Genomic DNA, 23,413 nt, shown 5'->3' with positions numbered 1-23,413 from the left:
CGGACCGTCTTTTTCCATCCCTGGAGTCTTAGTTTCACTTACGGTTGGAAGCAGGTTTTCATCCCCGACGGATTCCGCTCTCCAGGGCCGCCTCCAAACATCCAATCCCGCCTCCGCTCCCTCGTCCCGCTCTCCTGCGTGACTTTCTCACCTAAATCCCAATTTCAAGATCGAATCCGACAGATATTTGTCGACCTCTTTTTAGCATACAAAAAGAATACAGGGCATAAACATATTATTAGCGATAACGCAAATAAGGGAAAGAAAGAGGAGAGAAATACTATGTCAGAAAAAACGATTGAAAACAACAAAGTAAGCGTAATAGGAGAGATAATCTCGGGATTTACATTTAGTCATGAGGTATTTGGAGAGGGATTCTATCTGGTGGATGTGGCGGTGAACCGGCTCAGTGAGCAGGCAGATGTGATACCGCTTATGATTTCAGAACGTTTGATCGATGTGCATGAGAATTATGAAGGATGCACCATTGAGGCCATCGGACAGTTCCGGTCTTATAACCGTCACGAAGGAGTGAAAAACCGTTTGGTTTTATCCATTTTCGTGCGTGAAATAAATTTTTTGGAAGAATTTACAGATTATACAAAGACGAACCAGATTCTGCTGGACGGATATATCTGTAAAGTTCCTGTTTATAGAAAAACACCTTTAGGACGGGAGATTGCGGATCTTTTGCTGGCAGTTAACCGGCCATATGGAAAATCAGATTACATACCGTGTATCGCTTGGGGGCGGAACGCCAGATATGCCTCCTCATTTGAGGTGGGAACCAGGGTCCGTGTCTGGGGAAGGGTCCAGAGCCGTGAATATACAAAAAAAATAAATGAAGTTGAATGCGAAAAGCGTATCGCCTATGAAGTTTCGGTCAGCAAATTAGAATGTGTGGAATAAAAAATGATGCCGGATGTTATTGGTCCCGTCCGGCTGCTCTGATCCGCCCCGGCCACATCCAGGCCATTCACCCCGGCGGATGGAATAGAACTTGCAAATAAGATGAAACTGTGGTAATATAAGCAGGTTCTAAGGTAACTTGTCGAAAACACTTTTGTGAGGTACTAATGGTATGAATAAAGGTATGATTCAGGTTATTTGCGGCGAAGGCACAGGGAAGACTTCTCTGGCCGTAGGCAAGGGAATCGGCGCATTGATCCGACAGAAAACGGTTATTATGATTCAATTTCTAAAAGGCAACCAAGAGGCCGAAGGATTGGAGACATTAAAGCAGTTGGAGCCTGATATGAAGATATTCCGGTTTGAAAAGTCATCCACTTTTTTTGAAAATCTTTCTGAAGAAGAAAAGGTGGAAGAGAGGATGAACATTCGCAACGGCCTTAATTTCGCTAAAAAGGTACTGACGACCGGTGAGTGTGATCTGCTTATATTAGATGAGGTGCTGGGAGCGCTGGATCAGAAGATCATTACGGAAGAGGAAGTGAAAACACTTTTAACTGCCCGTGATGAAGAGATGGATCTGATATTGACCGGTAAGATATTTCCGGACGCTCTGAAACCATACGTTGACTTGATTTCACAGATTAGTAATGTTAAAGTTGACAATCAGCGTTAATGATGTTAGTATGAATCATATATAGGAAGTAGAGGTTGCGTTAATCATCAGTAACCTGTCCGATGCGTCAGGCCGCATGAGAAGACAGGCAAAAGGGTGCGACGCCGAAGAGGATATGATGTCTGAGCATATCGTTCTGGGCATGTGATGAAGAATCATATGACTGTCATCCGTGAGGATGGGGAGCTACTGAAGGATGAATAATTACGAACATTCAAACTTTGAGCTGGCCCATTGGCCGGCTCTTTTTTTTACAAGGAGGAAAAATAATGGCTATATTTGAAGGAGCAGGTGTAGCTCTGATTACACCATTTACACAGACCGGAGAGGTTAATTACGAGAAACTGGAAGAGATCATTGAAGAACAGATTGAGGGCGGCACAGACAGCATCGTTGCATGCGGAACCACAGGCGAATCTTCCACGATGACCCACGAGGAACATTTGAACGTAATCCGTTTTGTATGCCAAAAAGTCAACAAAAGAGTCCCGGTAATCGCAGGCACAGGCTCCAATTCAACAGCCGAGGCGGTTTATATGTCAAAGGAAGCTGAGAAGGCGGGCGCAGACGGCCTTTTGGTTGTAACTCCATATTATAATAAGGCCACACAGAACGGTTTGATCGCCCATTATACAGCCATTGCAGACGCTGTGACAATCCCGATTATCCTGTACCATATTCCTGGCAGAACCGGCGTTACCATGGCGCCTGAAACCATTGTTGCATTGTGCAAAAATGTTAAGAACATTGTGGGAGTGAAGGAAGCCAGCGGAAACTTTTCTGCAATTGCGACCATGATGAATCTGGCCGATGGATGTGTGGATGTGTATTCAGGTAACGACGACCAGATCGTACCGCTTCTGTCATTGGGCGGAAAGGGAGTTATTTCCGTATTATCCAATGTGGCTCCGAGACAAACACATGATATCTGTGCATCGTTCTTTGCAGGAGATGTGAAGAAGAGCATGGAACTCCAGTTGAAAGCCATTCCTCTGATAAATGAATTATTTCGCGAAGTAAACCCGATTCCGGTAAAAGCCGCCATGAATCTGATGGGAAAAGAAGTCGGCCCTATGCGGCTTCCACTGACGGAAATGGAGCCTCAGAATCAGGAGAAACTGGCGAAAGCCATGAAGGATTACGGTATTTTAGCATAAAAACTGGAGGCATGCGGAATGATAAAGATGATAATGCACGGCTGTAATGGAAAGATGGGCCGGGTGATCACTGACCTGGTGGCGTCTGACCCTGAGATTTCCATAACTGCTGGAATTGATATAAATGATTCGGTACAAAATACTTACCCGGTTTTTAAAAGTTTACAGGAATGTACCGCAGAGGCGGATGTAATTGTAGACTTCGCCAATGCAAAAGCCATAGATTCCCTTTTGGATTATTGTGAGGCGTCAAAAACGCCGGTGGTTTTATGCACCACAGGCCTGTCTGATGCCCAGCTCATGAGAGTGAAACATGTTTCTGAGACAGCCGCGGTGCTGCGTTCCGCCAACATGTCCCTCGGCGTGAACATGCTGTTAAAGATGGTAAAAGAAGCCGCCAGAACACTGGGCGCAGCCGGATTTGACATTGAAATAGTCGAAAAACATCATAACCAGAAAGTGGATGCCCCCAGCGGCACCGCAATCGCTCTGGCTGATTCCATCAATGAAGAGATGGATCATTCATACACTTATAAGTATGACCGGTCTGCGGAACGGGTAAAGAGGGATAAAAAGGAAATCGGCATTTCTTCCGTCCGCGGCGGATCGATTGTGGGTGAACATGATATCATATTTGCAGGCCAGGATGAGGTGGTGACTTTTTCCCATACCGCTTATTCGAAAGCCATTTTTGCCAAAGGAGCTGTTGAGGCGGCAAAATTCCTTGCAGGCAAAGAGGCGGGACTTTACGATATGGCTGATGTAATCGGCTGATTCCGGCCTTGATTGATACTTAGACCTATAAAAATAAATGGCAATATGTTCCACTATAAAACATTCTCCTCAGACATATAATAAGTACAGAAAGAGAAAGGAGAATGCGATTATGAAAAAAATCAGATTATATTTAGTTTTAGCGGTATTCACAATGATGTTTGCCCTCACCGCCTGCAGCAACAAGAATAATGGTTCAGGAAACCAGTCCTCACAGGCAGCGACGGAATCATCTGAAAGCAGTTCATCAGGAAGCAGTTCATCAGGCAACACAGAGTCCATGACTACGGAAGAAGGAAGAACAGAATCCTCCTCTTCTGTAGATGAGAGCACTGGCGTGATCGACGGACTGATCAATGATGTGGAGAACGGTGTAGACGATATGGTTGGAGGCGGTACAGGTACAGGCCCAACCAATGAATCCACAACCGGACGTTAAGTCTTTTTAAACTGGGACTGCAAACCATATGTGTCAGTCCCAGTTTTACTTTCTTTTTTTCAACAATTATAATTCTGACAGTTCTGATTCGTTCTCAATGATTACAATTACACGAATTCTGACAATTCTGATTCATTTTCAATGATTACAATTACACAAAATCACAATGATTACAATTACATAACCTCCAATCATTAAATTTACATAAGGAGTGGATTACATGGGGTAATAAAACGTATTTGGATCCGCCGCCGCACACATGCGTGGAGAAAAAGGATCGTTTCCTCACCGCAAATGAGGATTTTAAGAAAATGCTGCGTCGCCATTTTGATTTTGGAAGCCGCAGTGATGGCTGGGCGCTGCAAACCTTGTCCGGTCCGGGTGACACAAACAGAAGAAGTGGGATTGATTGAGCAGATAGCCGGAGAACAGGAAGAGGACGGAGAGGAAACCGTATACGGCATACTGGTTTGGCTCAAAGAGGGAGAAATCCGCTTTTTCCGGACACTCATTAAATAATCTAATAAAAGATTCTATTGCATTTGCCTTTGCACTGTATTATAATTTCTTCTGAAATAGTGTTCTTTTATATCTATAACTTATAAATTAAAAAGAAAAGGATAGGTGCTTACTCATGGAAAAGAAAGAGTTACTGTACGAAGGAAAAGCAAAAAAAGTTTATACTACGGAAGATCCTGACGTTTTAATCGTATCATACAAAGATGATGCTACGGCTTTTGACGGACAGAAAAAGGGAACCATCGTAGGAAAAGGCGCTATTAACAACCGTATGACAAACCACATCTTCAAAAAACTGGAGGAAAAAGGTGTTCCTACCCATTTGGTTGAAGAGTTAAATGACAGAGAAACAGCCGTAAAGAGAGTGGAGATTGTTCCTCTGGAAGTTATAATCAGAAACTTTTCCGCAGGCAGCTTTGCTAAAAAGCTGGGCATGGAAGAGGGAATTAAATTATTGCAGCCGACCCTGGAATTCAGCTATAAGAATGATGATTTACACGATCCTTTCATCAATGACTACTACGCGCTGGCTCTCGGTCTGGCTACCCAGGAAGAGATCGATGTCATTTCCAAGTATGCGTTTACTGTTAATGAAGTGATGCAGGAATACTTTGGCAGCCTTGGCATTGATTTAATTGATTTTAAGATTGAATTCGGCAGATATCACGGACAGATTATCCTTGCGGATGAAGTTTCACCGGATACCTGCAGACTTTGGGATAAAGAGACACATGAAAAACTTGATAAAGACCGCTTCAGACGTGACCTTGGCAATGTAGAGGACGCTTATCAGGAAGTATTCAGACGTTTAGGCATCCAGTAATCACAGAAAGGCATAAGCATTCATGAACGACTATGTTGAATATATAAATCCGGATGAAGTGCACGAGGAGTGCGGCGTATTTGGCATGTATGATTTTGACGGCAGCGGGGTGGCGTCGGAAATCTATTATGGCCTGTTTGCTCTCCAGCACAGAGGACAGGAAAGCTGTGGTATCGCGGTCAGCGATACCGAAGGACCGAAGGGGAAGGTTTACACTCATAAGGGGATGGGACTTTGCAACGAGGTATTTACTCCTGAGACATTGGAAGGACTTCACGGCAACATTGGCGTCGGACATGTGCGTTACTCTACAGCGGGGAGCAGTACCCGTGAAAATGCCCAGCCGCTGGTTCTCAACTATGTGAAGGGGACCCTGGCGCTGGCACACAACGGCAATCTTGTAAATGCGCCTGAACTCAGACGGGAACTGGAGTATACGGGGGCAATCTTTCAGACCACCATCGATTCTGAGGTGATCGCATATCATATCGCCCGTGAGCGGATCAACACGCAGAATGTGGAAACCGCTGTGGCCAATGCGATGAAGAAGATCAAAGGCGCCTATGCGCTGGTCATCATGAGCCCGAGAAAATTAATCGGGGCCCGGGATCCTTACGGATTTAAGCCTTTATGCATCGGGAAAAAGGACAATGCCTATATTTTGGCGTCCGAAAGCTGTGCTCTCGACACGATCAATGCGGAATTTGTCCGGGATGTGCTTCCGGGAGAGATCGTATCCATCACAAAAGAGGGCATCCGGTCGGATTTGTCCATGTGCCTGAAAGAAAAAAGCAAAGAAGCCAGGTGTATTTTTGAATATATTTATTTCGCGAGGCCGGACAGCGTGTTTGACGGCGTCAGCGTTTACCATGCCAGGATTCATGCAGGCCGCAGCCTGGCCATCGATTCGCCGGTGGAGGCCGACCTTGTGGTGGGCGTTCCGGAATCCGGCAATGCGGCGGCTCTGGGTTATTCCATGCAGTCGGGAATCCCCTATGGAACGGCATTTGTTAAGAATTCCTATGTTGGAAGAACGTTTATTAAACCCAAACAGAGCAGCAGGGTTTCCAGCGTAAAAGTGAAGCTGAATGTGCTGAAAGAAGCGGTGGCCGGAAAACGGGTGATCATGATTGATGATTCTATCGTGCGGGGGACCACCAGCGCGCTGATCGTCAACATGCTTCGGGAAGCCGGGGCGAAAGAGGTACATGTGAGAATCAGCGCGCCTCCATTTTTACATCCATGTTATTTTGGAACTGATATTCCTTCGGAAGACCAGCTCATAGCACATAACAAAAGTGTGGAAGAAATCCGCCGGATTCTGAATGCAGATTCCTTATCCTATCTGCGCATGGAAAGGCTGGCGGAAATGGCGGACGGCCTGCCGATCTGTACAGCCTGCTTCAGCGGCGATTATCCGATCGCGCCGCCTACGGAAGATATCCGCGGGGAATTTGCAGAATAGTTTATAGAAGAATGAGGAGATTTTGAATGTACGATAAATACCAAAGTCCGTTATCGGAACGATATGCCAGCAAGGAGATGCAGTATATCTTTTCTCCGGACAAGAAGTTTAAAACCTGGAGAAAGCTGTGGATCGCCCTGGCTGAGACGGAAAAGGAACTGGGGCTGAACATTACAGACGAACAGATCGAAGAATTGAAAGCTCATGCAGAAGAAATCAATTATGATGTGGCCAAGGAACGGGAAAAACTGGTCCGCCACGATGTAATGTCCCATGTATATGCCTATGGACAGCAGTGTCCCAAAGCCAAAGGAATCATCCATCTGGGCGCCACATCCTGCTATGTGGGCGATAATACGGATATCATCATTATGACGGAGGCCCTTAAACTGGTGCGCAAGAAGCTGATTAATGTGATGGCGGAACTGGCCGGGTTTGCGGACACGTATAAAAATCTTCCGACCCTGGCATTTACACATTTCCAGCCTGCACAGCCCACTACGGTAGGCAAAAGGGCGACCCTCTGGCTTCAGGAACTGAATCTGGACCTGGAGGACTTAGATCATGTGCTGGGCACCATGAAGCTGCTGGGATCAAAGGGCACAACCGGCACCCAGGCCAGCTTTTTGGAACTCTTTGACGGCAGCCATGAACTGTGCCGCAAAGCAGACCAGTTGATTGCAGAGAAAATGGGATTTGACAGTTGTTATCCGGTTTCCGGCCAGACCTATTCCAGAAAAGTGGATACCAGAGTGCTGAACGTGCTTGCGGGAATCGCCCAGAGCGCCCATAAGTTCTCCAATGATATCCGTCTTCTTCAGCATTTGAAAGAAGTGGAAGAACCGTTTGAGAAGAATCAGATCGGATCTTCCGCCATGGCATATAAGAGAAACCCCATGAGAAGCGAGAGAATTGCATCCCTGTCCAATTATGTGATGGCGGATGTGATGAACCCCATGCTGGTATCCTCTACCCAGTGGTTTGAAAGAACCCTGGATGACTCCGCCAACAAGCGTCTCAGCGTGCCGGAAGGGTTCCTGGCGGTTGACGGCATTTTGGACCTGTATCTGAATGTGGTGGACGGCCTGGTGGTTTATCCAAAGGTGATCGAGAAGCGGCTGATGGCTGAACTCCCGTTCATGGCCACTGAGAATATCATGATGGATGCGGTGAAGGCAGGCGGCGACCGCCAGGAACTTCACGAGAAAATCCGCACCTTATCCATGGAAGCCGGTAAAAATGTTAAGGAGAAAGGTCTGGACAACAATCTGCTGGAACTGATCGCCGCAGATCCTGCATTCGGCCTGTCTCTGGAAGAATTGAAGAAAACCATGGATCCGTCCAAATATGTGGGCCGTGCTCCGGAACAGGTGGATGAGTTCCTCAGCGAAGTGATCCGCCCGGTATTGGAACAGAACAAATCGGATTTAGGTATGACGGCAGAGATTAATGTATAAATAAAGTCAATTACAAAAAACGTGTTACAGATATAAAATAAGCGCCTATTAACAGGAATTACGACAGAAAAACGGGCTTTGGTTGGAAAAGTCTTGGGAAAGCACCGCTGTTGTGATTCCTGTTTTATTGCCGTTTTTTAGGAATTTTTTTGTTTTACGATCCGCCGGGAAGGCAGGAATGAACGGAAGTTTACTTTATTTGTTTTTAAATTTTATGTACATTTTTTATTGATTTTAGGGGATTATTCATATATACTGTATTTTGTTGTTAAAATCTAGTATCTTGTAGGAGGACAAATGAATGGTTAGAGCGATCGTTGGAGCCAACTGGGGAGACGAAGGAAAAGGTAAGATTACTGATATGCTGGCCAGAGAATCCGATATTATCATCAGATTCCAGGGGGGGAGCAATGCAGGCCACACCATTATCAATAACTATGGAAAATTTGCGCTGCATTTGCTGCCGTCAGGTGTTTTTTACAACCACACCACCAGCATTATCGGTAATGGAGTAGCGCTTAACATTCCATATTTGATTAATGAAATCAATTCATTGGTAGAGAGAGGCGTGCCGAAACCTAAGATCCTTGTGTCTGACCGCGCACAGATTCTGATGCCTTACCATGTTCTGCTGGACACATATGAGGAAGCCCGTCTGGCCGGTAAGTCATTTGGTTCTACGAAGTCAGGTATTGCGCCATTTTATTCAGATAAATATGCGAAGATCGGTTTCCAGGTCAGTGAATTATTTGACCAGGAGACGTTAAAGGAGAAGGTGGAGCGTGTCTGTGAGATGAAAAATGTTCTGTTTGAGCATTTATATCACCAGCCGCCGCTGAATCCGGATGAGTTATACGCCACCCTGCTGGAATACCGGGATATGATCGAACCTTATGTTTGTGATGTGTCCGCTTATCTCCATGAGGCGATAAAAGAGGGCAGGAGGATTCTCTTAGAAGGCCAGTTAGGCTCTTTAAAGGATCCGGATCATGGTATTTATCCAATGGTCACTTCTTCCTCCACCCTGGCGGCTTACGGCGCCATAGGAGCCGGAATACCGCCTTATGAGATCAAACAGATCACCACAGTTGTAAAGGCCTACTCCAGCGCAGTGGGAGCGGGTGCATTTGTCAGTGAGATATTCGGCGAAGAGGCGGATGAGCTGAGACGCCGCGGCGGAGACGGCGGAGAATATGGCGCGACCACAGGCCGCCCGAGACGTATGGGCTGGTTTGACGCTGTGGCTTCCCGTTACGGATGCCGCATTCAGGGAACCACTGAGGCAGCGCTCACCGTATTGGATGTGCTGGGATATCTGGAGGAACTTCCTGTCTGTGTGGGATATGAGATCGACGGCAAAGTGACACGGGATTTCCCCACTACGGTTCAGCTTGAAAAGGCCAAACCGGTTTATGAAACCCTGCCGGGATGGAAGTGCGATATCCGGGGAATTAAGAAATACGAGGATCTGCCGGAAAACTGCCGGAGATATATTGAATTCATTGAAAAGGAACTGGAAGTGCCGGTTACAATGGTTTCCAATGGGCCTGGACGGGACGATATTATCTATAGATAATGATTATTTGTTCCCTGTCGGGGGCAATCATTAAAATGTTCGGCTGATAATAGAACAGAGCGTCGGGATTTGATCCTGACAGCTCTGTTTTTTGTCTGTAAGCGGGGAATTCAATTATCAGCGGATAAGATTCATCTATGAATGATCCTGGTCTCTCTCTTTCAAATATTTACTCACCAGTCCAAATGCATATAAAAACACCGGAACCGCAACCGTACAATAGATGGAAAGGGTCAGCAGGCTCTGGGCATTGGGGCTTTTCATCAGGGCGAAGACGAGGGTGGAGATGTACAGCCCGATCAAAAACACGATCCCCACAATTGCCACAATTCTACGTAATTTCAATGGTTTAACCTTCTTTCTTAGACGAAAAACAGCGGTTATTCCGCTAATTCCTCCCACATATCATATAATTCTTCCAGTTTCTCTTTGATGGATTCCTTTTCATTATTCAGCTCCAGAAGCTTGGAGACATCAGAATAGACTTCTTCCTCAGTCAGCAGTTGGTCGATTTCTCCATCTCGGGTTTCCAGGCTGTGAATCTGGTCCTCAACTTTTTTCAGATCATTCTGCCGTTTTCGTATGCGGGCCTGTTCTTCCTTCTGGGCTTTCCAGTCCTGTTTTACGCCGGATTCGCCGGAAACCGCTGCGGATGAATCGGAAGCGCCGGTATCTGAGGCGTGAAGGCTGTTCAGCAGATCTTTTTTCTCCAGATAATAATCGTAATTTCCTATATAATTGATAAATGTTTCCTGGGATAATTCCAGAATGCGGGTGGCGGTCTTGTTGACAAAATACCGGTCATGGGATACGTATAATACGGTTCCCGTATAGTGGTTCAGCGCATTTTCCAGAATTTCCTTGGAGGTGATGTCCAAATGGTTGGTGGGCTCGTCCAGGATCAGGAAGTTCGCTTCTGAAAGCATGAGTTTTGCCAGGGAAACGCGGCCCCGTTCACCACCGCTCAAATCTTTAATCCGCTTAAAGACGTCATCTCCCGTAAATAAAAAGGCGGCTAATATATTACGGACCTGGGTGTTTGTCATGGTGGGATAGGTGTCCTGGAGTTCGTCAAATAGCGTTTTTTCCATGTGGAGCACCTGGTGTTCCTGGTCGTAATAGCCGATGTGAACCTTGGAACCGAGATGGATTTCCCCGCAGTCGGCGGGAAGCATATCGTTGATAATCTTTAAAAGGGTGGTTTTGCCTGTACCGTTATTGCCGATGACGGCAACCCGTTCACCCCGTTTGATATCGATGTCCACGTCTTTAAACAGCGTCAGCCTGCCAAAGGATTTGCCGAGCCCCCGTATGGTCAGCACATCATTTCCGCTGATGGTATTGGGTTCTAAACGGATGCCCATCTCGTCGTTGACTTCCACAGGCTTTTCCAGCACTTCGATTTTGGAAAGCATCTTCTCCCGGCTTTCCGCCCGTTTGATGGATTTTTCCCGGTTAAATGATTTCAGTTTGGCAATGACCTCTTCCTGGTGCTTGATTTCCTGCTGCTGGTTCATATAAGCTTTGATCTGGGCGTCCCTCAACATGGCCTTTTTCTCGCTGTAGGCGCTGTAATTGCCCTGGAATACGGTGGCGTGCCCGTTATCCAGTTCCACGATCTTTGTGACCACCCGGTCCAGGAAATAGCGGTCGTGGGCAACGATGATTACAGCTCCGCTGTAATTGAGAAGATAGGTCTCCAGCCAGGCGATGGATTCCATATCCAGATGGTTGGTTGGCTCGTCCAGCAGAATGATATCCGGTTTGGAGAGAAGCAGTTTTCCCAGGGAAACCCTGGTTTTCTGGCCGCCGGACAGGGTGGTGATCTGTTTGGAAAATTCTTCTTCCGGGAATCCCAGGCCCTTTAAAACCCCTGTGATTTCGCTCCGGTAGGCATAGCCGTTCAGCAGTTCAAATTCATGGTTTAAACGGCTGTAAGTGGAGAGCATCTCGTCCAGTTCCGGGCCGGAAACGTGTTTCATCTCGATCTCTAAGCTCCTGATCCGTTCCTCCATCTCGATGAGAGGCCGTTTCACTTCCAGAAGCTCTTCAAATATGGTGCGATTGCTGCTCAGATCCTGGTGCTGTGCCAGATAGCCTATGGATTTTCCGCGGGAGATAACAACGTCACCCTCGTCGGCCGGAAGTTCGCCGATAATCACCTTTAATAGGGTAGATTTTCCAGCTCCATTGATGCCGACGATGGCAGCTTTTTCGTGTTCTTCTATATGAAAAGATACGTGTTCGATAATTACGTCGGTACCAAATGACTTGGTAACGCTGCTGCATGATAAAATCATAAAATTCCTCCTGAATGTACAATGTCCATTCGTAATAGTATAATATAGGAAAGAAAAATTTTCAATATTTAAAAGCCCCGTATTTTCTTGTTTTCCGGTAAAACTTAGGGGCAGAAGGCTATGATTTTGTATTTTGTATAGTTTCGGGGGCATTTGAATTGACTGAAAAGGAGAGATTTAGTTACAATATAAACGGGATTTTAGCAAAATGTTTGACATTGTTTTCACACACAGGTATAATCATAGATAGTGGATCAAATTAAGGAAGGTGGGTACATCGTGGAACAGAAAGAAATATCAAAGGCAGTCATTTCAAGGCTTCCGAGATACTACCGTTATCTGGGGGAACTTCTTGAGGCCGGCGTTGAGAGGATTTCCTCCAATGATTTAAGCGTCCGGATGAAAGTGACAGCATCCCAGATCAGACAGGATCTGAATAATTTCGGAGGTTTTGGACAACAGGGATACGGATACAATGTAAAGTATTTATATACGGAAATAGGAAAAATCCTTGGGATAGACAGGCAGCATAATTTAATTATCATCGGCGCCGGTAATTTAGGACAGGCCATCGCCAATTACGCCAATTTTGAAAAGCGGGGATTTATCATTAAAGGCATGTTTGATATCAATCCCAGGCTGATCGGCCTTGTTGTCAGAGGCATTGAGATCCGTGGTGTGGACGATTTGGAAAACTTTATCGTGGAAAATGATGTTCAGATCGCAGCCCTTACCATTCCTAAGACAAAAGCTCCGGAGATTGCAGACCGCTTGGTTAAGGCCGGAATTAAAGCGATCTGGAATTTTGCGCACACCGATCTGGTGGTTCCGGAAGATGTGGTGGTTGAGAATGTGCATTTATCCGAAAGCCTTATGAGACTTTCTTACAGGGTCTGCAGCATGCAGGACAAACAGGAGAAGGAAGCGAAGGAAGATAAGAGATAATGATATTTGGAATAGGTACTGATTTAATTGAAATCGAGCGCGTTGAGAAGGCATGCGCGAAAGACGCCTTCCTGAAACGTACCTATACGGAATGCGAGTGCCGGCAAGCGAAGGGGAAAGCCTCCATGCTTGCTGGCAATTTTGCTGTAAAGGAAGCGGTGGCTAAGTCATTTGGCACAGGCTTTCGAAGGTTTATGCCCATCGATATTGAGGTGCTCCGGGATGAAGCCGGGAAACCCTATGTGAATTTATACCGGGGGGCAAAGGAACTGGCGGAAGAATCGGGAATTGTAAGGATTCATGTGTCCATAAGCAACACCCAGATGCATGCGGTGGCATTTGCGGTTGCGGAACGGGAGGATGTATGAGATATTTGTTAACCGGCAGGCAGATGAAAGCGGTGGACCGTTATACCATCGGACAGATCGGGATTCCATCTCTGGTTCTGATGGAACGGGCCGCTTTGGCAGTTGCAGAAGAGGTGATGAGGCATTCTGGTAAAAAGGAGCACATCTGGGTGGCCTGCGGAACCGGGAATAATGGGGCAGACGGTATTGCGGCGGCCAGGATGATGTTTTTAAAGGGCTATGACGTGCTGGTACTTTTGGCGGGGAATCCTGAACGCGGAACGGCGGAATACCATCAGCAGTTGAAAATCGCCCAGGAACTGGGGATCAATATGGCAGAGTTTAAAGACTTTATCCCAGGACGGTGTGATGTCCTTGTAGACGCGGTATTCGGCGTGGGGCTGGACCGGGAAATTGGGGGAGAGTACAGAGAACTGCTGGAGCTGTTAAACAACCGGAGGCCGCGGTTTACAGTTGCCGTAGATATACCTTCCGGCATCCATTCCGATACAGGCAGGATTATGGGAATCGCGGTTAAGGCGGATGTAACAGTGACATTTGGATGGCAGAAGCTGGGCACCTGTCTTTATCCGGGGAAAGAGTATTCGGGCAGAGTGGTCATTGATGATATCGGATTCCCGGAAAAGAGCCTGGAACAGGTTTCGCCTCAGTCATTTACTTATGAGGAGGAGGACAGAAAAAGGGTTCCAATCCGTCCGGCCTATTCCAATAAAGGCAGTTTTGGTAAGGTGCTCATCATCGCGGGCAGTGAAGGCATGTCGGGCGCCGCATATTTGAGCGCATCCGCCGCATATGCTATGGGAGCGGGGCTTGTTAAAGTGTTTACCGTGGAGGCCAACAGGGGGATTCTGCAGCAGCAGCTCCCTGAGGCCATCATTGAATGCTATGATCCAAAGGCGGTAATGGGCGGTGCGCAAAGCTTCAAAGAGCAGGCCGGGAAGGCGCTGGAATGGGCGGACCTGGCGGTGCTGGGGCCGGGAATCGGTCAGGATGATTATGTGCCGTTTCTGGTGGAATTCGTTCTGTCCCACGCCTATGTTCCCATCATTTTGGATGCGGACGGGCTGAATGCGGTGGCAGGTAAGCCGGAGCTGACTGGTTATTTTACGGAAAATATCATCATCACCCCCCATTTGGGTGAGATGTCCAGGCTGACGGGGAAGAGCATTGGAGAAATCCGTGAAAACCTGCATGAAACAGCGGCGGAATACAGCGGGAAATATGGGATCACCTGTGTGTTAAAGGATGCGGTCACGGTGGTGGGGCTGAAAGACGGAAGGGTGTATTATAACAGCAGCGGGAACAGCTCCATGGCAAAAGCCGGGTCCGGCGATGTGCTGACAGGCATAATTGCAGGGCTTTTGGGGCTTGGAATGGAAGAATCAGAAGCGGCGGCTTTGGGAGTATACCTCCACGGCTGCGCCGGCGACAGGGTTCGCAGGGAAAAAGGACAGCACAGTCTGCTGGCAAGAGATTTGGTGGAGGCAATCCGCCAAAGTGGTGTTATTTGATAACAGTTCAGATAGGTCTGAGCATTTACTGCGCAGACTGTGCAAAAACATAGCGGCTGCAGGCATCCGGCCCCTCACCGCAGGTGAATTCAATGGGCTGGATGCGCAACAGTTCAGAACTGTCTGTGCTGTTGCGCCATTTGACGGCAGAATCGAGGTTGATATGAAATCATACAGCAGGGTATATGCAGAAATTGATTTAGATGCGGTTATAAAAAATATGGAATCCATGAGGGCCAATTTAAACCCGGATACGGCCATGATCGGAGTGGTTAAAACAGACGGATACGGCCATGGAAGCGTGCCGGTGGCTAAGGCAATTGATCCTTATGTGACCGGTTACGCGGTGGCCACCGTAGAGGAAGGCATCCAGTTAAGGCGTCATGGGATCACAAAGATGGTTTTAATACTGGGGTCCGTACATGAGAGCCGGTTTGAGGAATTGATCCGATATAACCTGTTTCCGCCCATATTCCAGGTGGAGAAGGCAGAGAAATTGTCAAAACTGGCTGTTTCCATGAAGGAAAGGGCCGGGATACACATTGCGCTGGACACGGGCATGAGCAGAATCGGATTTCCTGTGAACAGGGAGACCGCAGAGGCGGTTGCGGCGATCAGCCGCCTTCCGGGAATCCGGATTGAAGGGATGTTCACCCATTTTGCAAAGGCGGATGAAACGGATAAATCTTCTGCCCGCCGCCAGCTCTGCGCCTATGAGCAGATGATGGAAATGCTGGATGGGATGGGGATCAATATTCCCATGAAGCATTGTTCCAACAGCGCCGGGATCATTGACCTGAGAGAAGCGAATATGGACGCGGTGAGGGCCGGAATCTCCATTTACGGCATGTATCCGTCGGAGGAAGTGGATAAACGGAAGGTTCCCCTCTATCCGGTACTGTCATTAAAGAGCCGTATTGTGCTGGTAAAGACCATTGAGGCAGGGACGGCGGTCAGCTATGGCGGCACCTTTGTCGCAGAGAAGACGATGCGGATCGCAACCATACCTGTGGGATATGGGGACGGATATCCCAGAAACTTATCAGGCAGGGGCAGCGTATTAATCCGCGGCAGACGGGCGCCTGTTTTGGGCCGAATCTGCATGGATCAGTTTATGGTGGATGTCACCGGTATACCGGATGCCTGTGAGGATGACCTGGTGACTTTGATCGGTGAAGACGGGGCAGAACGGATCAGTGTGGAGGAAATCGCGGAAACCTGCGGCGGTTTCCATTATGAAATTGTCTGTGACATTGGCAAGCGGGTGCCCAGGGTTTATAAAAGGAACGGGCTCACCGTGGGAACAAAAGATTATTTTGACGATGTTTATGAAGGGTTTGAGGATCTGTAAAGAAACGAAATAAGCGTTCCAATCATATTATATTAGGAATATACTGCTTAAAGCATGGCAATACTATAGGCAGAAGTTCTTAAAATGGAGTGAATGATAATATGATAATTAGACGCGGAGATATATACTATGCAGATTTAAGACCAGTGGTGGGTTCTGAACAGGGGGGCGTCCGTCCGGTGCTGATCATTCAAAATGATATCGGAAACAAACACAGCCCTACGGTAATTTGCGCTGCAATCACATCCAAGATGAATAAAGCGAAACTGCCTACCCATGTGGAACTGGATACAAAGCGGTGCGATATGATTAAAGATTCTGTCATCCTTTTGGAACAGTTGAGGACGATTGATAAACAGAGGCTGAAGGAAAAGATCTGTCATATCGACGAAGAGCTGCAAAACAAGGTAAATCATGCTTTAATGGTGAGCTTAGAACTGGATACATAGTTTCACCATTGACGAAAAGCCAGGAATCTGTTATATTTGCTAATGTCATAGTACGTTAACGATAAAAAAGGAGTCATAATATTTCATGGACGATGGTTATTCGCTATACAGCGTAATCATATTTTTATTATTTATTTTATTGGATGCAGTATTTTACGGATTTGGTTCTGCAATCCAGAATATTAATATTTCAAATCTGGAAAAGGATGCGGAAGAGGGCGGCAAAAAGGCGGAATTGCTGCTCAAAATAGCGGAACGGCCGGCGAAGTTTATCAATGCGGTTCAGATTCTGACAAACCTCACCAGCATGGTGATGGGAGCCTGGATTTTACGGTATTTTAAGCTGGGCCCGGATCTGGTTGCCGCCGGGATGGTGCTGCTGGTCATACTGATCAGTTTCGGCATTATTATTCCCAAGCGTCTGGCGGCCAAAAACCCGGAAAAGTGGGGGTATCAGATGGTATCGGTGGTCAGGCTCGTGGTCGTGCCGATGATGCCGTTTATCTGGATCGTATCCGGAATTTCTTATTTATTTTTAAAACTTGTGGGAATTGATCCGAACAGTGAAGATGATAATGTGACGGAAGAGGATATCATGTCCATGGTGAATGAAGGACATGAGCATGGGGTGTTAGAAGCCAGTGAAGCGGAGATGATAACCAACATCTTTGAATTCGACGATAAAGAGGCTTCGGATATTATGACCCATAGAAAGAATATTGTGGCGCTGGATGCGTCCATGACTTTGAAGGATGCGGTCCGCTTCATTCTGAAGGTGGGAAATAACTCCAGGTATCCGGTATTTGAGAAAGATATTGATGATATAATCGGCATTTTACATATGAAAGATGCCTTGATTTATTCGGAAAATCACGACATGGACAACCAGGAAATCGGGAAGATTGACGGACTTTTGCGGGAGGCCCATTTTATACCGGAAACCCGGAACATCAACTCCCTGTTTAAGGAAATGCAGTCACAGAAGATCCATATGGAGATCGTGGTGGATGAATACGGGCAGACGGCCGGCATTGTGACCATGGAAGACATTCTGGAAGAGATTGTCGGCAACATTATGGATGAATATGATGTGGACGAGACGTTTATAACGCCGATGGAAGGCGGGGCTTTTGAACTGAGCGGCATGACCCCGTTGGAAGATGTGGCGGAGGCCCTGTCCATTGAATTCGGAGAAGAGGATTACGATACGTATGATACGCTGAACGGTTTTCTGATTTCCAAACTGGACCGGATTCCCCAGGAAAATGAGGACTCGGAAATTTCCTTTGGCGGTTATCTGTTTAAGATTTTAAAAGTGGAGAATAAGATGATTCATTCCGTGAAAGCTTCCAGAATCTTACCGGAGGAGGAAGCGCAGAACATAGGAATTGAACCGGATGATAATGACAGAAACGCCTGACAATGCCAGGCGTTCCTTTTATGTTTTCGGAGTACACGGCAGCAGACATGAAATTTACAGAAAGAAGGGGATGTGAAAAGCTATGGGACAATTACTGAAAAACACAAAGGAGATGCTGGCGGACCGGATCTTTCTGCGAAAGGCGGTGATGATCGCGCTGCCGGTGGCCATGCAGGGAATGCTGAATACGGTGGTCAATCTGGTGGATAACCTGATGATCGGGAGCTTAGGGCCCACGGCAATCGCTTCTGTGGGTCTGGCGAATAAAGTATTCTTTGTTTTTTCCCTATTGGTGTTCGGCGTTGCCAGCGGTTCCGGCATCTTGGCCGCCCAGTATTGGGGAAATGGGGATGTGAAAAATATCCGCAAAGTTCTGGGTATGGGGCTGATGATCTCCGTCTGCGCGGCATTTATTTTTCTGATTCCGGTCCGGGCAAATCCCCAAGCGGTTATGAAGATATTTACCACCAGCCAGAGCAGCATTGAAATGGGCGCTTCTTATCTGCTGGTAGCCGCCATTACATATCCGTTCATTGCGGTGACCAACACATATGTGGCCATGCTGAGGGCGGTTAACCAGGTAAAGGCGCCGGTGATCATAAGCTGTATTGCGATCATCACTAATATTTGTTTTAACTATGTTTTGATATTCGGCCATTTTGGCGCGCCCGCCATGGGAGTTGTGGGGGCGGCGATTGCCACTTTGATTGCCAGGATACTGGAATCAGTACTGCTTCTCAGTGTGGTATATGCCTATAAGACGCCTCTGGCCTGTCATGTGAAGGAATTATTCGGACATTCAAAGGCATTTTTACAGAAATATTTTATTACTGCGGCGCCTGTAATCGCCAATGAGTTCATCTGGGGGCTGGGAACCACGATTTACTCCATGGCCTATGGGCGGATGGGGGATAATGCGGTTGCGGCGATTACGGTGGCCACCACCATCCAGGATATTGTGGTAGTGCTGTTCCAGGGCCTGAGCGCGGCGACAGCGGTCATTTTGGGCAATGAATTGGGCGCGGGCCGGATAAAAACGGCGGAAAAGTACGCCACCAATTTCTTTATCCTACAGTTCATCGTAACGGTAGCCGGAGCCGTATTCTGCGTGCTGACCAGGTGGCAGGTAATCGGATTATACGGCAATCTTCCGGCCCAGGTAGCCGGTGATATCAGCAAATGCCTGATCGTATTCGCCCTGTTCATGCCGTTTAAGATGTTCAACTATGTCAATGTGGTGGGGGTTTTAAGGAGCGGCGGAGATACCAGGATGTGTCTGATCATCGACACCAGCGGCGTCTGGCTGATCGGCATTCCCCTGGCCTTTCTGGGAGGACTGGTGTTAAAGCAGCCCATTTATGTGGTATATGGGATGGTGCTTTTGGAGGAGGTATATAAGACGATTTTTGGATATATCCGATACCGCCAGAAAAAATGGCTGAGAAATCTTACAGGAGAGATTTCATAATACTTGATATTAGAAGAAAATGGTGTTAGAATAGAAAAGATGTTTACGTTTTGAAGAAAGAAAAGGAGTGTTAAATAATGTCCGGACATTCAAAGTTTGCCAACATAAAACACAAAAAAGAGAGAAATGATGCTGCAAAAGGTAAGATCTTTACCGTAATTGGAAGAGAAATTGCCGTAGCAGTAAAAGAAGGCGGAGCTGATCCGGCCAACAACAGCAGACTTCGTGATGTAATCGCTAAAGCAAAGGCCAATAATATGCCGAATGATACGATCGACCGTGGAATTAAGAAGGCGGCAGGAGATGCCAATGCGGTTAATTATGAGACGATTACTTATGAAGGCTATGGCCCCAACGGCGTTGCCATTATTGTTGATACCCTTACAGATAATAAAAACAGAACAGCTGCCAATGTGAGAAATGCTTTTACAAAGGGCGGCGGAAATGTGGGTACTCCTGGCTGTGTATCCTATATGTTCGATAAAAAGGGCCAGATTATCATCGATAAGGAAGAATGTGAGATGGATCCGGATGAGCTGATGATGCTCGCACTGGATGCAGGCGCAGAAGATTTTTCCGAAGAAGAGGACAGCTATGAGGTGATAACGGATCCGGATGAGTTCAGCAAGGTGCGTGAAGGACTGGAAGCTGCGGGAATCCCTATGGTGGAAGCGGAAGTGACCATGATTCCTCAGACCTGGACAGAACTTACGGATGAGGATGCAGTCAAGAAGATGAACCGCATTCTGGATCTTCTGGATGAGGATGATGACGTTCAGGCTACTTACCATAACTGGGACGAATAATGATATTGAAATGATACGGCGGCAGAAGAACGGATGAAGTTCTCTGCCGCCGCTTTTTTCTGCTGTTACGGTGATTTTTTCTGCCGCTGCGGCAGGTTTTTCTGCCGTTGAGCCGCTTGTAAAAGTATCTTTCGAGTGATATCATAGACAATGCATAGAGATTAGAAAGAAGGAAACAACATGGACAGCCGGGACGCATATGTATCAGCCATCGATGTCAGCTATTCCTATCGGCTGGCAAAGAGGATGGAAACCTATAAAACAAATCCGGTACTTGGATACCGGACTGCGGGATCAGAGGCGGAATTCTTGACAGGGGAAATGCTTGTTCGGGAAATGAAAGAAATTGGTCTTGAAGACGTCCGCAAAGACGAAATTGTACTGGATTCCTGGGAATTTAAAAAGGCGGTTCTGAGGTGCCGGGATGGGGACGGAAAGCTGATGGAATTCCAGCTTGGCGCCTATCAGACAGACTTTCACACAAATGGATTTCAGCAGTTTCCCTTGGTTTATATCGGTAAAGGGACATCCGCGGATTATGAAAATGTGGATGTCCATGGAAAACTGGTGCTGGCGGACATCAACCAGAGGGATGAGTGGTGGATTAATTTCCCTGTTTACCAGGCGCATAAAAAGGGGGCGGCTGCCCTGATCGCCGTGCAGGAAGGCGGTTATGGGAAAATCCACAAAAGCGCTTTAAATGCCCAGGATATAGCGGGTCCGAAAGATGCTCCTGCATTTTCCATATCGCAGGAGGATGCGGACCGGCTAAAAAGCCTGCTGAAAGGAAAACAGGAGATTACAGTGTGGTTTGACGCGGAATCCACGGTGAAGGAGAAGCAGGTTTCGTATAATATCTGTGGATCCATACCGGGGAAATGCGAGGGACGCATGATTGTACTGTCCGCCCATTATGATTCATATTTCAGCGGATTTCAGGATGACAACGCGGCTGTGGCAATGATGTTTGGAATCGCGAAAGCCATGAAGGACAGCGGTTACCGGCCGGAACAAACCATAGTTTTCTGCGCCATGGCGGCGGAAGAATGGGGAATTGTCAATTCAAAATACGACTGGTCCACGGGGGCATATGAACAGGTGTTTCATGCCCGACCGGAATGGAGAGGCAGAGTGACCGCAAATCTGAATTTTGAACTGCCGGCCCACGCCCATAATAAAAAAGATGCGGTGCGGTGTACTTATGAATACAGGACATTTACGGAAGCATTTTTAAAAACAATCCAAGTGGACGGTGAGGCGTATCCGGAAGGGATTGAGGTCCTTTGCCCGATTGAGACCTGGTCTGATGATTTTTCCATGGCAATCGCCGGCATTCCGTCCGTTGTCAATGATTTCAGTTCCGGGGAGTTTATGGAAACCCATTATCATTCCCAGTTTGATAATGAAAATTTTTACCAGGAAAATGTATACCGGTTTCATCATTATCTTTACGGTTTGATGGCGCTGGAGCTGGATCAGACCGCGCTTCCTCCGCTTGATTTTTCAGAGCTGTTTTATGCGGCAGAAAAGAGAGTTGACTGGGAACTTTGTGAGAGGACAGGAGCTGAGGGAGAACGGCTGAGAAACCTGTTGAAATGGGCCCAAAGGGAATCAAAGGGGTTGTATGAGACGATTGATAAAATCAATGGGGACTACAGACAGGCGGACGGTGAAGCGGAGAAAGGGCGGATTCGTGGGGAGTGTGGGATGCTGTATGATTGGCTGATGAAGATGTTCCAAAAGGAACAGGATTCATTTGTCCGTCTCAATTGGCATGATGATGTATTATTCCCCCAGGAAGCGGTACAGAATAACCTGAAATATTTAAACCGGGCGCTGTCATGTCTGAGGGACAGGGATGTGAAAGGCGCTTTAGAGGCGGTTTATGGAATTGATAATAACAGGTATGCATTTTTATTTGAAGAGGATGTGTACCGGTATTTTACGGAGTATGTGCTGGAACAGCCGGCGGACCGCCTGAAATGGGGGTTCGGAAGAATTGTCCACCATGAAAATATGTTTGGACTCGTCCAGGGGCTGAAAGCCAGGTTGAAAGATAAGGAGCCGGATGTCGAAAGAGAGACCGATTACCTGGAAGAAACGGCAGAAAAACAAAGGGCATATTATGTGGATGACATCCGCTATATGATCCATGAAACGGAAATTATGATTCAAATGATAGAGAAAGCAAAGGATATGTTGGATTATGGAAAGTCAGAATCTATACCGAGTGGAAAAGAAGGATTTTGAAAGACTGGAAAAACTGCTGACAAGAAGTTTCGCAAAAGATCCGCTTTACTGCAAGCTGATTCCGGATGCGGATACGAGAAAACGCCTGATGCCGGAATTATTTCAATGCGATCTTGAAGAAATGTTTGCCACCTGCGAGATATTTGCCGATTCACCGGACATCAATGGCATTATGATCGTATCCGATGAATCGGAGCCATACAATCCGTTCCAGTATTACTGGACGGAGGTGATGGCAGCTATTAAAACGGATGAATATCTGATCAAGGAAGATCCGTCACTGAAAACATTTTGGAATTTTATAAAAGGTAAGGATTATTTGAATTCCCGGTGGACCGACCAGCTCCACCAGGAAGAGCGGTTACATATCATCTATCTGGCGGTGGATCCGGATATGCAGCACCATGGAATATCCGCCAAATTGATGGATGAGACCATAGAATATGCCAAAGCCCATCATCTGATGATATCCCTGGAAACCCACAATGAGCGGAATGTGGCGTTTTACCGGCATTTCGGCTTTAAGGTGTTTGGAATTGTTGAGAGGGGATTTGATTTAAAGCAATACTGCATGATCCGGGAAGTGCAGTGAGGGGAGGATTTATTTGAGTTTTTTGGCAGGGGGAACGCCATGGAACCCGGGAAGGCGGGGGGCGGGGCCGTTTGGGACGGCGGAGACGGTGGTTTAGCGCAGGTGGTCTGGGGCCGGCAGGAGGCCGGAGCACGGTTCGCAGTTTCAGCTCATGGTGG

General features: G+C 47.1%; 22 protein-coding genes and 1 riboswitch. Of the genes, 20 read left to right on the top strand and 2 right to left on the bottom strand.

Annotated features, from left to right (window positions below):
- The first annotated feature begins 282 nt into the window (after positions 1-282).
- The 10 genes from GPL15_RS23215 (at position 283) to GPL15_RS23170 (ending at position 9,795) form a co-directional block, all read left to right on the top strand.
- On the top strand, positions 283-909 hold the full coding sequence (locus GPL15_RS23215; RefSeq protein ID WP_215701059.1) for a single-stranded DNA-binding protein: 627 nt from the start codon (positions 283-285) through the stop codon (positions 907-909).
- Between the two features lie 172 nt (positions 910-1,081).
- A complete protein-coding gene (locus tag GPL15_RS23210) occupies positions 1,082-1,585 on the top strand; it encodes a cob(I)yrinic acid a,c-diamide adenosyltransferase (RefSeq protein ID WP_215701058.1) in 504 nt (167 codons plus the stop codon).
- A gap of 21 nt (positions 1,586-1,606) precedes the next feature.
- Positions 1,607-1,782, top strand: a riboswitch (Lysine riboswitch).
- A gap of 72 nt (positions 1,783-1,854) precedes the next feature.
- Positions 1,855-2,742 (top strand): 4-hydroxy-tetrahydrodipicolinate synthase, encoded by an 888-nt coding sequence (gene dapA, locus GPL15_RS23205; protein ID WP_215701057.1) that lies wholly within the window; start codon positions 1,855-1,857, stop codon positions 2,740-2,742.
- Positions 2,743-2,760: 18 nt separating this feature from the next.
- Positions 2,761-3,516 (top strand): 4-hydroxy-tetrahydrodipicolinate reductase, encoded by a 756-nt coding sequence (dapB, locus tag GPL15_RS23200; protein ID WP_215701056.1) that lies wholly within the window; start codon positions 2,761-2,763, stop codon positions 3,514-3,516.
- A gap of 112 nt (positions 3,517-3,628) precedes the next feature.
- Entirely contained in the window at positions 3,629-3,955 is a 327-nt protein-coding gene (locus GPL15_RS23195) for a hypothetical protein (RefSeq protein ID WP_215701055.1), read from the top strand.
- A 348-nt stretch (positions 3,956-4,303) separates the two neighbouring features.
- Positions 4,304-4,474, top strand: coding sequence for a hypothetical protein (locus GPL15_RS23190; protein ID WP_215701054.1), 171 nt, complete (start codon positions 4,304-4,306; stop codon positions 4,472-4,474).
- Positions 4,475-4,589: 115 nt separating this feature from the next.
- A complete protein-coding gene (gene purC / locus GPL15_RS23185) occupies positions 4,590-5,297 on the top strand; it encodes a phosphoribosylaminoimidazolesuccinocarboxamide synthase (protein WP_215701053.1) in 708 nt (235 codons plus the stop codon).
- Between the two features lie 22 nt (positions 5,298-5,319).
- Complete coding sequence (purF, locus tag GPL15_RS23180; protein ID WP_215701052.1) at positions 5,320-6,762, top strand: amidophosphoribosyltransferase; 1,443 nt, start codon at positions 5,320-5,322, stop codon at positions 6,760-6,762.
- Between the two features lie 26 nt (positions 6,763-6,788).
- Positions 6,789-8,219, top strand: a complete 1,431-nt coding sequence (gene purB / locus GPL15_RS23175) for an adenylosuccinate lyase (RefSeq protein WP_215701051.1) — start codon at positions 6,789-6,791, stop codon at positions 8,217-8,219.
- A 301-nt stretch (positions 8,220-8,520) separates the two neighbouring features.
- On the top strand, positions 8,521-9,795 hold the full coding sequence (locus GPL15_RS23170) for an adenylosuccinate synthase (protein WP_215701050.1): 1,275 nt from the start codon (positions 8,521-8,523) through the stop codon (positions 9,793-9,795).
- A gap of 135 nt (positions 9,796-9,930) precedes the next feature.
- On the opposite strand, the gene GPL15_RS23165 is transcribed toward GPL15_RS23170, so the two are convergent.
- Together GPL15_RS23165 and GPL15_RS23160 are read right to left on the bottom strand one after the other, a co-directional pair.
- Entirely contained in the window at positions 9,931-10,140 is a 210-nt protein-coding gene (locus GPL15_RS23165; protein WP_215701049.1) for a hypothetical protein, read from the bottom strand.
- A 35-nt stretch (positions 10,141-10,175) separates the two neighbouring features.
- The gene (locus tag GPL15_RS23160; protein ID WP_215701048.1) at positions 10,176-12,095 is read right to left on the bottom strand and encodes an ABC-F family ATP-binding cassette domain-containing protein; all 1,920 of its coding nucleotides are present in this window, start codon (positions 12,093-12,095) and stop codon (positions 10,176-10,178) included.
- A gap of 279 nt (positions 12,096-12,374) precedes the next feature.
- Between GPL15_RS23160 and GPL15_RS23155 the strand changes: the two genes are divergently transcribed.
- The 10 genes from GPL15_RS23155 (at position 12,375) to GPL15_RS23110 (ending at position 23,255) form a co-directional block, all read left to right on the top strand.
- Positions 12,375-13,040: a redox-sensing transcriptional repressor Rex gene (locus GPL15_RS23155; RefSeq protein ID WP_215701047.1), complete on the top strand. Its 666-nt coding sequence runs from the start codon at positions 12,375-12,377 to the stop codon at positions 13,038-13,040.
- Positions 13,040-13,408, top strand: a complete 369-nt coding sequence (acpS, locus tag GPL15_RS23150; RefSeq protein ID WP_215701046.1) for a holo-ACP synthase — start codon at positions 13,040-13,042, stop codon at positions 13,406-13,408. The genes GPL15_RS23155 and acpS overlap by 1 nt, the downstream gene beginning before the upstream one ends.
- Entirely contained in the window at positions 13,405-14,919 is a 1,515-nt protein-coding gene (locus GPL15_RS23145; RefSeq protein WP_215701045.1) for an NAD(P)H-hydrate dehydratase, read from the top strand. Before acpS ends, GPL15_RS23145 begins: the two co-directional genes overlap by 4 nt.
- 163 nt (positions 14,920-15,082) lie before the next feature.
- The gene (gene alr, locus GPL15_RS23140) at positions 15,083-16,270 is read left to right on the top strand and encodes an alanine racemase (protein ID WP_215701061.1); all 1,188 of its coding nucleotides are present in this window, start codon (positions 15,083-15,085) and stop codon (positions 16,268-16,270) included.
- A 101-nt stretch (positions 16,271-16,371) separates the two neighbouring features.
- Positions 16,372-16,719 (top strand): type II toxin-antitoxin system PemK/MazF family toxin, encoded by a 348-nt coding sequence (locus GPL15_RS23135; RefSeq protein WP_215701044.1) that lies wholly within the window; start codon positions 16,372-16,374, stop codon positions 16,717-16,719.
- A gap of 85 nt (positions 16,720-16,804) precedes the next feature.
- Positions 16,805-18,139 (top strand): hemolysin family protein, encoded by a 1,335-nt coding sequence (locus GPL15_RS23130; protein WP_215701043.1) that lies wholly within the window; start codon positions 16,805-16,807, stop codon positions 18,137-18,139.
- Between the two features lie 82 nt (positions 18,140-18,221).
- The gene (locus GPL15_RS23125) at positions 18,222-19,607 is read left to right on the top strand and encodes an MATE family efflux transporter (protein WP_215701042.1); all 1,386 of its coding nucleotides are present in this window, start codon (positions 18,222-18,224) and stop codon (positions 19,605-19,607) included.
- 77 nt (positions 19,608-19,684) lie between these two features.
- Positions 19,685-20,413 carry a YebC/PmpR family DNA-binding transcriptional regulator gene (locus GPL15_RS23120; protein WP_215701041.1) on the top strand — a complete coding sequence of 243 codons (729 nt, stop codon included), beginning with the start codon at positions 19,685-19,687 and terminating at the stop codon, positions 20,411-20,413.
- Positions 20,414-20,593: 180 nt separating this feature from the next.
- A complete protein-coding gene (locus GPL15_RS23115; protein WP_215701040.1) occupies positions 20,594-22,663 on the top strand; it encodes a M28 family peptidase in 2,070 nt (689 codons plus the stop codon).
- Positions 22,620-23,255, top strand: a complete 636-nt coding sequence (locus tag GPL15_RS23110; protein ID WP_215701039.1) for a GNAT family N-acetyltransferase — start codon at positions 22,620-22,622, stop codon at positions 23,253-23,255. The genes GPL15_RS23115 and GPL15_RS23110 overlap by 44 nt, the downstream gene beginning before the upstream one ends.
- Positions 23,256-23,413 lie beyond the last annotated feature (158 nt).

The sequence above is a fragment of the Clostridium sp. MCC353 genome (assembly GCF_018785315.1).
Classification (GTDB): domain Bacteria; phylum Bacillota; class Clostridia; order Lachnospirales; family Lachnospiraceae; genus CHH4-2.
Note: the sequence above shows the minus strand (reverse complement) of the source record. Positions and strands in the feature narration are given on the sequence as shown.